This is a genomic window from Methanospirillum hungatei (assembly GCF_020216685.1).
In the GTDB taxonomy this organism is placed as follows: domain Archaea; phylum Halobacteriota; class Methanomicrobia; order Methanomicrobiales; family Methanospirillaceae; genus Methanospirillum; species Methanospirillum hungatei_B.
This window is the reverse complement of the sequence record NZ_JAIWNS010000149.1, coordinates 1-12,643: the sequence shown is the minus strand read 5'-3', so window position 1 is coordinate 12,643 and position 12,643 is coordinate 1. Positions and strand designations below refer to the sequence as shown.

The window sequence follows — 12,643 nt, the reverse complement described above, 5'->3', positions numbered from 1 at the left end:
TTTTTTTTTTTTTTTTTTTCATGGGTTTCTTCAGTGACATCATCGACATGGACCAGGTATCCTGATAACTGGTGATCGCCATGATACATCGGGGTAATCTGCACATCGATGGTAATTTTTCCTGCCTTGCTGGTTGGATATAATTGCAGGTTTTTTACCAGATCAAAGTCAAAGACAGAACGATATCGTACGGTCTCCCCTTTCTTTAACGCATCAAGCCTCTCTTTGGGTACATTCGGATCATCAAAGAGGGAAAAACCACGGACATCATCTGATGAGTATACACCGAACAGATCACAGCAGGCAGGATTGATCCCCAGTAGTCTGCCATCCTTGTCATAGAGTTCGATCGCTATTGGTGAGTTAATATAGATATCCCTGAACTGATCTTGTATCTCACTGAGGGCTTTCTCGGTTTGTTTTTTCTGGGCGATGCTGGTCACTTTCTGGGCAAGTTCAGCAAACTGCGATCTAATTTCGCCCCCTTTCATGACATACCCGTCTGCCCCGTTCTCAAATGCAGCGATGACGACCTCTTCCCGGCCCCGTCCGGTGAATATGATAAACGGAGTATCGTCGCCCCGTGCCCTGATAGTTTTCAGGAGGTCAATCCCACTCATATCCTCCATCTCATAATCTGATATGATGGCGTCATACCGGGTATTACGAAGGAGTGACAGCGTCTCTTCTCCTGATCCGGCAAGGTCAGCTTTAACATTATGCAACACAGCCAGGTACTCAGCGGTTGCTAATCTGACGTCTTCTTCATCATCCACGACAAGGACATGAAGTGCAGATGTATGGTCCTTTGAAAAAGTACTGTTCATTTCAGGCCTGTACGTAACCTAACGTATTATTTTCTGTAACATAAGTGTTTTGATGCTTTTTTGTGGAGATCATATCGTAGTATTTATATTGTTTGGAAGATGATGAGATGTTTATCCCGAGGTGTTCAACGTGGTTATTGCCTATAAATTCCCTGAGATATTGCAAAAACACTCTGATAATTTACTTGCTGACTGGATAAAGGAACAGCATGCTGCCATCACTCATCGTCGTGACCTTATCAAAGATGCAGAACTCGAGCAGCAATCAAAAGAATTTCTGAATGTATTTATAAAATATTGAATCAGGTACTATTGAGCGGATTGACGGGGATGAATGGAGAGAGACGAGGTTTTACATAGAAGAGGTTTCACAAAAACGGATTGAACTTGGATTTACTGCATCAGATACCGCGATTTTTATCTTCTCTAATACATCAACTCGTTGATGAGGGTGATAGTGCCCTTGAAATCACAAGGAGAATCTCAAGTCTCTCATGTGTATGCTGCATCGGTGGATCGCAACTTTTAATTCCTCGCGTCTTTACTCTTTTCTACACGACATCGACCGCTTCCTCAGAGTTCTTCAGGATATATTTTCGTCAGGTGAGATCAAGAAGACCTGCATCAGGTGAAACAAAACCACGGATGTCGATATCACCCATCAGATACTATATTCCTGGCGACAAATAGGGTCGTGACTTTCTCACTCATCTCACGTGCCTGAATATAAAAAATTAAAAGGTAAACTGGTCCATCTCTTCCTTGATCCTGGCCACCGCTTTTTCAGCCCGATCGGTAGTCTGACCAATCCGCTCCATAGACTCATTTACCTGGGCTACCATCTGGGTGATCTGTCCGACGGCTGCTGATGACTCCTCACTTGCTGCTGCAAGACCGACCGACTCCTTTGCCGTCTGCTGCACCATATCACTGAATTCATTCACCGTGGCCGTGACCTCTTCTACCGATGCAGCCTGCTCCTCACTTGCTGCGGCAACCTCACTCATATTCGAGTTGATCGTGGAGATAGACTCAACAATCTCATTAAAGACTGCCAGTGTTTCACCAACGGCAGTATTCCCGCTCTTGACCTCGACCATCGAGTTCTGGACTGCCTTTGCCATGGCACCAGATTTCTTCTGGAGGTCGGAGATGATTAATGCGATATTCTCTGCAGATTTTTGTGATTCGTTCGCAAGTTCCTTGACCTCCGCTGCAACGACGGCAAAGCCAAGTCCTGCTTCTCCTGCCCGTGCGGCCTCGATTGCAGCATTGAGGGCAAGCAGATTTGTCTCTTCTGCAATGGAGCTGATAATATCAACAATCCTGTTGATCTCCTGCATCTGACCACTGATCTGCTGGTTCATCTCCTCTATCTCTGAAGATGACTCCATGATCCCATGCATCCCCTTCTCAGCAAGACCTGCAGCATCTTTTCCTTTCTCTGAGAGTTCTGCAGCCATATTGGTCAGCACCGATACATGCTCCATCTTTGCTGCAACTGAAGAGACCGTGGTTGCAAGGTCCTGCATGGCGGTCAGGATCTGCTGCGTTGCCATCCCACTCTTGTCTGCCAGGTCATTTACTGCAGAGGCGATGGATGCTACCTGTCCGACTCCTTCTGATACATCCTCAATACTCTTATGAGCGGTGTTTGTCTCAGCATTGACTTCATCAACCCGTTTACTGACCTCGATCATCTCTTCTGTCAGTTCCTTCATCTGTGCATGAACCGCTGCAAGAGCCTTGGACACATCAATACCAATAGTATCAAGGGCATCCCTGAATGTTATAAACTCCCCTTTCAGCTGGAGGTCAGGGTTCATTCGTGCCGTAAAGTCACCGGTTGCGTACCGTTTGGAAAGAATCATGGCTTCATTGAGGGGAACAGCCATCGCATCCACGGTCTCATTGACTCCATCGATGATGAGGGCATAATCACCTTGGAATTTCCTGCTATCCCCTCTGGTTTTCAGATCTCCGGATGCTGCAGCCGTGCTCAGGGTCCGGATCTCATCCCTGAACTGGAGGAATGTATGGACAACATCTGAAAACGCCTGGGAGAGGATGCCGATCTCATCCTTTGAATACACCCGGTCTGTCTGAGCGACGAGGTTCCCGTCACGGACCTGTCTTGCCAACGTGACCAGTTCATCCATCCGGGTGGATATGGATCTTCCAAAGAGGGTGGCAACGATAAACCCACCGATGATTCCCAGAATTACAACCAGGAAGATGGTATTGCGGATGGCATCAATGGGACCGGTGAAGTCATGATAGTCGGCATTTGCAACGATGATCCAGTCAAATGGCTCAAAATAACTGAACACTGCAATTTTATCTCTTCCATCCCAGGAATATTCCAGGTATCCTTTCTTTTTGGTTATGATCTCTTTGATGAATGGAAGATCTGAATCGTTCTTTCCTTCCCTGGTCGGGTGAATAAGAGCCTGGCCGGTACTGTCAAGGACAAAGACATACCCGTTCTCACCTATCTTCTTACTCTTGATCTGATCCTGCAGGATACCGATGGTGGAGCCCTCCTCAACTCCCACAAAGAGGATACCGATGATCTCTCCTGCAGCGTTCTTTATCGGTTCGTAGGCGGTGATGTACTTCTTTCCGACGACCGTTGCCGTGCCGTAATAGGTCTGTCCTTTATTGATGACGGCATCATAGACTGCCGGTGACACCGGGGTTCCGATGGCACGTTTTCCATCCTCACCGATGACATTGGTGGAGATACGAATCGCCTGATCGCCTTTCTTCTGGAATATGGTTGCCGCTCCGCCGAGGAGGTTCTGGACATGGTCAACGATCTCAAAGTTATCATTGACCTTGTAGGACGATCCCAGCATCAGGTTCCCGCCTACGATCTCTGGTTTCCCCTTCGCGTAAAAATTCTCATGCAGAACATTCAGGTCACTCTTCACTTTAACCAGGGTAAGTTCATATGCGGTTTTTGTCGCCTCCTCCAGATCCTGACTTTGAACTTCCAGGTTGGTCTTTATACTTTCGTGAATCGCGGACTCTGCACTGGTGTAGGCGACATATCCCAGGACAAGGGTCGGGATAATGACCAGAATCAGGCAGATGAGGGTAATCTTCCGTCCGATAGTTGCGTTGTCAAACCAGTCGGTTATGGCAGCAATGGTCTTCATGGTCTCTCTCAGGTGAGGATTAATTTTTGTCAGATGAACATATAAAGGTAAGCTTTAGCCCGGCATATCGTAGGAATAACCATATTATCAGTAAGAAAGAGTATGTGAATCTGTCTGATCTGGCGTATAATTCAGATATATGGGTAATGACGTCGGTCAATACAAACCGATCCATCCGGCTTTGTGATTTGTGCGAATGGTCACTTATACGTTCTTTCTGTCGGTAATGTCTGTTGCAATCTCCAATCTGACAATCCTGTCATCCGTCCACCGGATCGCACGGTCCCGACATTCATACAAATGGCGGTAATAATAAGTCTCACTTTTTTTCTCATTGTTCCTCTTATATATTGAAAACCTTTAAGATTGAATGGAGCATCATGTATTCAAAATTTGAGTGAATTATTTCAGAGTTAGGAAAAGTCACAATTTAAAGTTCGATAACCCATGACATCTCACAATAGTGCTCTCAATAACGAGAAAGAAAAAACTGCCCTCCTCTCTGTATGTTCAAATTCTGTTCTCGTCCTCATAAAGTTCATTGTCGGATTTGCTCTTGGATCGGTGAGCATCATCTCTGAAGCGATTCATTCAGGGATGGATCTTCTGGCTTCAGTTATTGCCTTTTTTTCGGTGAGAAAATCCGGAGAGGCACCAGACGAAGAGCACCAGTTCGGGCATGGGAAGTATGAATCTGTTTCCGGAATGATTGAAGCGATTTTGATTTTTATCGCTGCAATTCTTATCATCAATGAAGCAATCCAAAAAATTCTCGCACCGTCCTATGAACCGATGAACCCGGTATTGATGTGGGCAGGAATTGCAGTCATGGGGATTTCAGCCTGTGTAAATGCGTTTGTATCCGCCAGACTCATGAAAATTGCTCAGAAAACAGAGTCTATTGCATTAGAAAGTGATGCCTGGCATCTTCGGACTGATATATATACCTCAATCGGTGTCATGACTGGTCTTATTCTTATATGGCTGACCGGGATTCATCTTCTGGATTCAATTGTTGCAATAGGGATTGCTCTGGTTATCATGAAGGCAGCATATGATCTGACCGTGAAATCATATAAAGACCTGATTGATTTCCGTCTTTCTGAAAAGGAAGTATCCAGAATCACTTCCATCATCTGTGACCATCAGTCTGAATATGTTAATTTCCATGGATTACGGACCCGGAGGGCAGGTCCGGAGATTTTTATTGACCTGCATCTTGTTTTGGATAAAGATATCACCGTGGAACAGTCTCATGATTTTACCGAGCACCTGGAGAAAGATCTGAAACTGGAATTTCCAAGGGCATGTGTTACGATTCATGTTGAGCCCAATACGGGGGAACATCTGTTAAAACCGGGGATATGTAATGGCCTGATTGAATAATCAATAATCCCATCTTTAAGAAGCAATCCTCTCAAGATCATCTGAAAGTTCCTGGATCGACTGATACCGTCCGGCCTGGTCTGGTGCCAGACATTTCAGAATAATTGGTAATAATTTCACTCCTTCATCGGTCTGAAAGACAGGCTCTGTTCCGGACGGGATCTTGGGACTCCCGGTGAGGAGTTCGGCACATACCATTCCAACCTGCCAGATGTCCGTTGGAGCGGTGCATTCTGAATACACCGAACGCTGCTCTGGTGCTGCATAGGTTGGAGAAAACCCGGATACTGACCACCGGTCTCTTCCTGACCGTGCAAGCCCCCAGTCTGTGAGTTTTACCATCCCTTCATGATTCAGAAGAATATTTGTCGGTTTTATATCACAATGGGTAACTCCCCGGCCATGAGCGTATAAAAGAGCTGATACAAGACCCTGAATAATCTGCAATACCTGTCCGGTTGGCACCGGGGTTTTCAGGTCTGCTACCGATTGAGGGAAGTATTCTATCTCAATATAGGGAACGGGGAGGATATTTGCAGAAAGAAGCGTTGCAATATGGGGGTGCTCCAGATCTTTCCAGATACTAATCTCCTGCATAAATGAAAGACCGGTCATTTCATCATCGTTTCGAGGGACTTTCACGACGACAGGCCTTCCATCACCCATTCGTTCTGCATACCAGATCGTGCCAACACCCCCTTCTCCTATGGGTCTGACATTTCTGTATCGGTTCATCGGCAGGGGAAAGGACGATAAATCCCGTTCCGGAGGTTTATCTTCACTCCTATGACCTTTCCGCACCTCACTGATCACCATATACACCCCGATGAGAAGAGAACAGACAAGTGAAAGGATAACGAGTATCGCATGAGCATAGACCGTCTCAAGAAGGTTCATTGACTGGCGGGAGAAGAGCAGAAGTCCTAACGTCAGGGTGGCGGTGATAACCAGACCAAATCCAGATCCAATAATGAAGCGAATTGAAAGACGGGCCCCTATAAGAGAGATGATATGGCACAGTATCAAAAGCATGAAGAGGATGGAGAATGAAGGGAGGGAGACGTTTATCGCATTCCCCATCCCCTGTCCTCCTCCATGTCCGTGCTTAATCGGGACTGACAGAAACAGAAACTCAACCAGAAGGTACTGGAGTGCAAGGAGAAGATGGATAGTCAGAACTCCCCACATGTACCGTGATTTCTTTCGGAGAGAGATATCCGGGCCGGGGAGGATGGTAGTGTTCATGGGGTATGATCCGGATTGGTATCTCCTGAATGAAAGGTAAAGGTTACCCCAAGGGTTCCTGGTGAGAGTTCTATTCTGTCGCCGTCCTGCAAAACTACGGGTTCATGAGCGATTGGTTTACCATTCACATAGGTTCCCCCTTTACTGTTCCCATCCGCTATTGTCCAGAACCCGGCCTGCTTTTTTACCCATGCATGAGGCCGTGACACCCGGCTGACCGATCTGTATTCATCATTCAGAAGAAGGGCCTGTTCAGGAGAGATTCCGTTCCATCCCTCTTCAATTCTTCCGACCCGGTATACTGGTTCAGTCAGTTCAATCATTCTTCCCTGCTCTGAACCATTCATGATGACAAGGCCGGGTCCTGCGGGGAGAATGGTGTGCAGGCTGCTCTGTGCGGCTAGTACCTGCTTTGAAAGGTCCGGGGCACTCGTTCCGGCAACCAGGCTGAACAGCGTGAGATTATGTGCAGCATGGGAGAGACCGTCTGGGACAAGCGTATAATAAAAAACCGGCTGACCCATGTTTACCGGTTCATCAGATACTCCTATCTCTTTTCGGATGATGCCGAGCGAGAGCAGTTTTGCCAGGTGTTTTTTGGTATTTTCATAGCTGGTTGCGATCTCATGTGAGATCTGCCTGACTGTCCTGGGTTTTCTTCCGATAAATGAGAGGATCTGGAGACGGACGGGGCTTGCGAGAACATCAAGATATTCGGATAATTCTGATATAAACTCTGGATCTGAGCTCGTAAGGATTGTCCGGTCATCTGGTCTTTCCGGATTCATATTCATCCCACTCATTCATAGGCCGGCCATGGTTATCAAGTTCTACCCTGTGTACCCATGAGGTTCATGGCATGAACTTCTCCCATTTTATCCCTATATATCCGGACAAAGCCGAGAGGGATGTATGCACCGCTCAGGCGGTCAGGAAAAGATATGAAAGCAATAGTCGTAATCCTAATCCTGGGCCTTATTGCCTTAGGAGCCACTTTCCCGGTATCAGCAGCCGGACAAGGTGGAAATGGAAATGGTATTATGCTGCAGAATGGCGATGGTTCAGCGGGGACCGGGGTCTGTCCAAATCCGGATTGCCCACAGGCAGACTGCCCGAACAATCAAACCCCGCCCCGTGATGGAACCGGAATGCAGTACGGGAAAAATCTGAAAAGGTGAGTCACATGAACCAAAGAGCAATAGGTCTTATGAGCATCGGACTTCTTGCGGTTCTGGTCATGCTCCTGGTAGCTCTACCGGTATCTGGTGCAGGAAAGACAGGGCCCACGGACGGGACCGGGTATCACTATGGCCTCTCTCATCAGAATGGTCAGTTACAAGCCGGATATGGCCCGTGTTCAGGGAATGGAACATGCATCCTGGAGAACTGTCCGAACAACGGAGTCAGACCTCTTGATGGAACCGGTATGCATCATCAGGCAGGGATGAGATTTGGCCATGGCGGGCGGTCAGGATCCCATGGGCATGGGAATGGCCACCGCTTCTGATCTTTTTTTCGTTTTTTCTTTTCTCCTTCGTTTCCTTCTTTTCCATTTTTTTAAGTTTTCTGCAATGAAATTTGATGGCTTTGATCTCTTGCATTGTTCCAGAGTTTCCATGCCTCAAACCAGAGCACACTCACACTGGCAGCGAGCACACAGGTGAGAATTCCTTCGGCTGGGATCAGAGAAAATCTGAAGAGATCCCGGAGGGCTGGTATTGCAAGAATCAGGACAAGGCTGGAGATTGTTCCTGCAAATACCCATCGCATGGCCGTATTTGGTGTTCGAATCGTAGATACTATCGTCTCTGACCAGGAACGGTTTGTGAGAATGAGGAGCAGGTTTGCGATCACAATGGTGATAAAAGTCATGGTACGCACCTCTGTCTCTAAAAGCCCGCTCATCAGGGAATGAAGATACACGAGCATCACAACACCGAGAACAACAACCCCCTGCATCAGGCTGAGAAAGAGGGTCTTTGGTGTGAAGAGCCGTTCATCCGCAGTTCTGGGCGGCCGGTTCATAATGTCCTGTTCTTCTTTCTCTGCCTCAAAGACGATAGAACAGGTCGGGTCTATGATGAGTTCAAGGAAGACGATATGCATCGGCATGAGAATGAGTGGCATGTCAAAAATAACCGGAATGAGTGACATTCCTGCGATTGGAATGTGGATTGAGAAGATATAGGCCATTGCTTTTTTGAGGTTGTCATATATCCTCCGGCCAAGTCGCACTGCAGAGACGATTGAGGTGAAATTATCATCAAGGAGCACGAGTGAGGATGCTTCACGGGCAACATCAGTGCCCCTTCCTCCCATGGCAATTCCTATATCTGCAGATTTCAAAGCCGGTGCATCATTTACCCCGTCACCGGTCATGGCAACAACCTCATTATTCGCTTTGAGGGCCCTGACAATCCGGAGTTTCTGTTCAGGAACGGCCCGTGCAAACACAGTAGCTGTTTTGAGCCGCTCTTTGAGGTCATCATCCGAGCATTCGGCAAGCATAGTCCCGGTAACCGTAGTATCGGTATGCAAAAGCCCAATCTGATCTGCAATATTTTGGGCTGTCCGGGGGTAATCACCGGTTATCATAATGATCCTGATACCGGCAGCATAACATTCCCGCACGGCTTTTGCGATCCCTGGTCTGACCGGATCTGCAAACCCGATAAGGCCAAGGAAGGTGAAAACAAAGTCATGCTGGATACGCGGGAGCTCAGAGATTGAAAATGATGATTTTGCAACGCCAAGAATCCGAAGTCCCCGTGATGCCATCATCTCTATCTGTTCTGCCAGTTTTTTCTGCTCCTGCTCTGAGAAATGGCACAGGTCAGCAATCGCCTCAGGAGAACCTTTCGCGGCGATGATAAACTCGTATCCGTCCGGAGATTCCCAGACATTGGACATCGCGAGGAGTTCAGAAGAGAGGGGGTATTCGGTGATAAGTCTCCAGTCTTTGTGTATATGCTCTGTTCTTCCAAAATCCCCATCAGAGAGCTGCATAAGTGCCTTTTCCATGGGATCAAACGGATCTTTCTTACAGGCAAGAATGGCGTATTCAGAGAGTTCATGACAGGAATCAGGGACAGAATTTTCGCCGGCACTATCATGTTCACAGAATTTATCATCTGCGAAAAAGGACTGAACGGTCATTTTATTAAGCGTAAGCGTCCCGGTCTTGTCTACGCAGAGAACTGATGCAGCACCCAGCGTCTCAATTGCAGATACCTGACGGGTCAGAACATGCTTCTGCGAGATTCGCCATGCACCAAGTGCAAGAAAAACCGTTAAAACCACCGGGAACTCTTCCGGAAGGATCGCCATCGCAAGAGTAATTCCTGCAAGAAGTCCTGATATCCAGTCTGCCCGGCCGATTCCATAGGTGATAACGATGATAAGGCAGAGAAGAAGGCCGCATGTTGCGATGATCTTCACCATCAAGGTTATCTCCCGTTTCAGTCTCGTATCATCCCGCGACACTTCATCAAGGACAGTGCCGATCTTCCCCATCTCTGTTCCTGACCCGGTGGTTCTGACTTCTGCAAGAGCCTGACCCTGGACCACGAGGGTTCCTGAGTATACAAAGGGCTGATCATCTCCGCCCAAAGCCCGCTCTTTCAGCCCTTCAGTCCAGGCAATCTTTCGAACCGGGACCGATTCACCGGTGAGGAGTGATTCATCAACCGTGATATTATTCGACGAGAGGAGAATTCCATCGGCAGGAACCCGATCCCCCTCGGCAAGAATGAGAATATCGCCCGGAACAACCTCCCGTCCTGCAATCCGCCTCTGCTGCCCGTCTCTTATTACCAGAGCCCGGGGACTTGAGAGGTTTCGGAGGGCCTCAAGTGCCCGTTCAGTCTTTCGCTCCTGGTATACGGTAATACCGATGATGACCAGCACAAAACTCATGAGCATGACTGCTTCGGTGATATCACCAAGGAAAAAGTAGATACAACCACTTACTACCAGGAGGAGAAACATCGGTTCTCTGGCAACTTCAAGAATGATCTCAGCAATGCCGTCTTTCTTGTGTTCAGGAAGTTCGTTATATCCATATATCCGTATCCGTTCTGCTACCTGCTCACTTGATAGCCCTTGAATGGTCTCAATATCCGGAAACGTCATGGTGATACCGCAGTAGATATCCTACTCAAAATCAGACGTACTGCCTCTCCTCATCAGATTTTCATTGAGAGGGGATAAGGGATTCTATTGACCGGTCCTGCTCCCACCTCCCCCCTCTGAACCGGATGGTTGTAAGGGCGAACCTGGCGGATTATGCTTTTTTATATGTTCATATCCATTATTTTGTATACTTTTGAATCTGCTTTATCAGCGATTCATGAGATCTGGTTCATACAGTGCAAAACCCGTATAACAACAACCGGAGTAAGGAATTATGAGTAGAAAAATGGTCATCAGAATCACCAGTCTTCTCCTCCTCATCGTAACCGTCATCTGTGTGGTGACTGGTCTTATCAAATGGCCGGGTCTGATACCTGCTCTGGGTCTGACGTACCGCCAGGTTCCGGTCGCTCTGATCACTGATATTCATGACTGGTCAGGATTACTCATGACCGTTCTGGTAATGGTCCACATATATCAGTTTAGAGGATTTATCCGGAGAATGGTTCGGAACTTGATTGCATAAGGAGTACCTATGAATACGAAACACATATTGACAATTTTTCAGGTGTTGTGCCTGATTAGTATGATAAGCGGATTTGTCCTGGCTGCTCCCTCAACAGGACGGGACGGATGCCAGGACCCCCTCCTTGCCACACAAAGCGAAGAGAAGAAGTATATTACCGATAGTGCAGGAAATCTGACACTGATCGATGAAGAGACACAGGAAAAAGCAGATGCTCTTGCAGGGACCTGTCCGAAAGGGTTCCATTGCAGTTGCCCGGGCTGTCCGCTCTGGAGCGATGTAGATGAGGATAATTTCTGTGATCGGGGAGAGGAACCTGAAGAACTGACCGAAGAGTGAATTAAGCATAGTAGGGTTAATCAATCCTCATTTTTTTAGAGAGATATCATTCATTTCGATATCCGACGGGTAAGTGCTCTTTTTTCATATACCTGCTCATTCCTGGTAGGTGCGGGACCATTGTTCTTTGATTGATGTTGGATTTTCTGAATAATATTTCGGGCTCCACTGATTACCATCCCGGCAAAGAAGGGAACAAAGACGATAACAATCGCGAACGTAGCAAGGACATGATCCATCTCCCACCGGTCTTTTCCAAGTTCACTAATAAGGTAGGTCATATGCTCTGTCCAGAAGTACATGCCGACAATCACAATTGCCAGGGTGCAAACCGCAGATGCAGTGCCATATATGAGAAAAAACCATCCTTCTCTGCTTAACCGGGTCCGGTTCGATCCCCAGGTCCGAAGAAAGGAGAATGCCCGTTCCCGAAGGTCCGGGACTTCAAGAAGATCGGCAAGGGCATAATACCCGTCAAATTCAAGAAGGGGATTGAGGTTTATAAGGGCAACGACAAACGAGAGGAAGGCAACTCTCCAGATAAGTGAACTTGCGTCGCTATCCGGAAATCCCATGACCAGAAGGGAACAGACAGACCCGATGAAGAGGTTTACGGCCGGTCCAGCCAGGGAGACGATAATCCGTGATCTCCGGTCAGCCATCCAGATATCAGACGTATCAATATACAAGCAGGGCATGCCATAATACAGGAGAAGACCGGCATCTCCAATCTCTCTCCCATAACCTTTGCAGGCAAGGGCATGACCAAAGACGTGCAGGATTGCTGCGGTAATGAGGATCAGGTATACAGAAAGGACGGTAATCAGTTGTGAATCCTCACCCTCTAGGACCCGGTAACTAGGGAGTGGTTCGGTTATGAGAAAATACGTAAGACCTAAGAGACATATCAGACCGAATATCCAGGGAAACAGCCGGGATCGAAGTATCCATCCGATTTTTTCATCAATAATGTCAAAGAGGATATGTATTCCAGGAAGCGGGATACACAGTTCCCAGTAATGGCATGC

At 47.4% G+C, this 12,643-nt stretch carries 13 protein-coding genes; 7 read left to right on the top strand and 6 right to left on the bottom strand.

Annotated elements, in window-relative coordinates:
• On the bottom strand, positions 1 to 827 hold an 827-nt coding region (locus LDL35_RS09535), incomplete at its 3' end, for a response regulator (RefSeq protein WP_304022113.1).
• Between the two features lie 130 nt (positions 828 to 957).
• Between LDL35_RS09535 and LDL35_RS09530 the strand changes: the two genes are divergently transcribed.
• Positions 958 to 1,128: an RsbRD N-terminal domain-containing protein gene (locus LDL35_RS09530; RefSeq protein WP_304022111.1), complete on the top strand. Its 171-nt coding sequence runs from the start codon at positions 958 to 960 to the stop codon at positions 1,126 to 1,128.
• On the top strand, positions 1,124 to 1,273 hold the full coding sequence (locus LDL35_RS15340) for an RsbRD N-terminal domain-containing protein (protein ID WP_369694911.1): 150 nt from the start codon (positions 1,124 to 1,126) through the stop codon (positions 1,271 to 1,273). Before LDL35_RS09530 ends, LDL35_RS15340 begins: the two co-directional genes overlap by 5 nt.
• Before the next feature lie 288 nt (positions 1,274 to 1,561).
• Here LDL35_RS15340 and LDL35_RS09525 read toward each other — a convergent pair whose 3' ends face one another.
• Positions 1,562 to 3,988: a methyl-accepting chemotaxis protein gene (locus tag LDL35_RS09525; protein WP_304022109.1), complete on the bottom strand. Its 2,427-nt coding sequence runs from the start codon at positions 3,986 to 3,988 to the stop codon at positions 1,562 to 1,564.
• A 447-nt stretch (positions 3,989 to 4,435) separates the two neighbouring features.
• Here LDL35_RS09525 and LDL35_RS09520 point away from each other — a divergent pair, with 447 nt between their 5' ends.
• Positions 4,436 to 5,374, top strand: a complete 939-nt coding sequence (locus LDL35_RS09520; protein ID WP_304022108.1) for a cation diffusion facilitator family transporter — start codon at positions 4,436 to 4,438, stop codon at positions 5,372 to 5,374.
• A gap of 15 nt (positions 5,375 to 5,389) precedes the next feature.
• On the opposite strand, the gene LDL35_RS09515 is transcribed toward LDL35_RS09520, so the two are convergent.
• Entirely contained in the window at positions 5,390 to 6,619 is a 1,230-nt protein-coding gene (locus LDL35_RS09515; protein WP_304022106.1) for a serine/threonine-protein kinase, read from the bottom strand.
• Positions 6,616 to 7,407 carry an FHA domain-containing protein gene (locus LDL35_RS09510; protein WP_304022105.1) on the bottom strand — a complete coding sequence of 264 codons (792 nt, stop codon included), beginning with the start codon at positions 7,405 to 7,407 and terminating at the stop codon, positions 6,616 to 6,618. The genes LDL35_RS09515 and LDL35_RS09510 overlap by 4 nt, the downstream gene beginning before the upstream one ends.
• A gap of 153 nt (positions 7,408 to 7,560) precedes the next feature.
• Between LDL35_RS09510 and LDL35_RS09505 the strand changes: the two genes are divergently transcribed.
• Both LDL35_RS09505 and LDL35_RS09500 read left to right on the top strand, forming a co-directional pair.
• Complete coding sequence (locus tag LDL35_RS09505) at positions 7,561 to 7,797, top strand: hypothetical protein (protein WP_304022103.1); 237 nt, start codon at positions 7,561 to 7,563, stop codon at positions 7,795 to 7,797.
• Positions 7,798 to 7,802: 5 nt separating this feature from the next.
• Complete coding sequence (locus LDL35_RS09500) at positions 7,803 to 8,126, top strand: hypothetical protein (protein ID WP_304022101.1); 324 nt, start codon at positions 7,803 to 7,805, stop codon at positions 8,124 to 8,126.
• Positions 8,127 to 8,176: 50 nt separating this feature from the next.
• Here the strand turns inward: LDL35_RS09500 and LDL35_RS09495 are convergent, their stop codons facing one another.
• Positions 8,177 to 10,750: a cation-translocating P-type ATPase gene (locus LDL35_RS09495; protein ID WP_304022099.1), complete on the bottom strand. Its 2,574-nt coding sequence runs from the start codon at positions 10,748 to 10,750 to the stop codon at positions 8,177 to 8,179.
• A gap of 274 nt (positions 10,751 to 11,024) precedes the next feature.
• Here LDL35_RS09495 and LDL35_RS09490 point away from each other — a divergent pair, with 274 nt between their 5' ends.
• On the top strand, positions 11,025 to 11,276 hold the full coding sequence (locus tag LDL35_RS09490; RefSeq protein ID WP_304022097.1) for a DUF4405 domain-containing protein: 252 nt from the start codon (positions 11,025 to 11,027) through the stop codon (positions 11,274 to 11,276).
• A 60-nt stretch (positions 11,277 to 11,336) separates the two neighbouring features.
• Positions 11,337 to 11,615, top strand: coding sequence for a hypothetical protein (locus LDL35_RS09485; protein ID WP_304022096.1), 279 nt, complete (start codon positions 11,337 to 11,339; stop codon positions 11,613 to 11,615).
• Between the two features lie 50 nt (positions 11,616 to 11,665).
• Here the strand turns inward: LDL35_RS09485 and LDL35_RS09480 are convergent.
• A partial coding sequence (locus LDL35_RS09480; RefSeq protein WP_304022095.1) for a M50 family metallopeptidase occupies positions 11,666 to 12,643 on the bottom strand: 978 nt, incomplete at its 5' end.

Coding starts and splice junctions, on each gene's coding strand:
- LDL35_RS09505 (WP_304022103.1), top strand. CDS start 7,561: ATGAAAGCAATAGTCGTAATCCTAATCCTGGGCCTTATTGCCTTAGGA.
- LDL35_RS09500 (WP_304022101.1), top strand. CDS start 7,803: ATGAACCAAAGAGCAATAGGTCTTATGAGCATCGGACTTCTTGCGGTT.
- LDL35_RS09515 (WP_304022106.1), bottom strand. CDS start 6,619: ATGAACACTACCATCCTCCCCGGCCCGGATATCTCTCTCCGAAAGAAA.
- LDL35_RS09490 (WP_304022097.1), top strand. CDS start 11,025: ATGAGTAGAAAAATGGTCATCAGAATCACCAGTCTTCTCCTCCTCATC.
- LDL35_RS09495 (WP_304022099.1), bottom strand. CDS start 10,750: ATGACGTTTCCGGATATTGAGACCATTCAAGGGCTATCAAGTGAGCAG.
- LDL35_RS09520 (WP_304022108.1), top strand. CDS start 4,436: ATGACATCTCACAATAGTGCTCTCAATAACGAGAAAGAAAAAACTGCC.
- LDL35_RS09510 (WP_304022105.1), bottom strand. CDS start 7,407: ATGAATCCGGAAAGACCAGATGACCGGACAATCCTTACGAGCTCAGAT.
- LDL35_RS09525 (WP_304022109.1), bottom strand. CDS start 3,988: ATGAAGACCATTGCTGCCATAACCGACTGGTTTGACAACGCAACTATC.
- LDL35_RS09485 (WP_304022096.1), top strand. CDS start 11,337: ATGATAAGCGGATTTGTCCTGGCTGCTCCCTCAACAGGACGGGACGGA.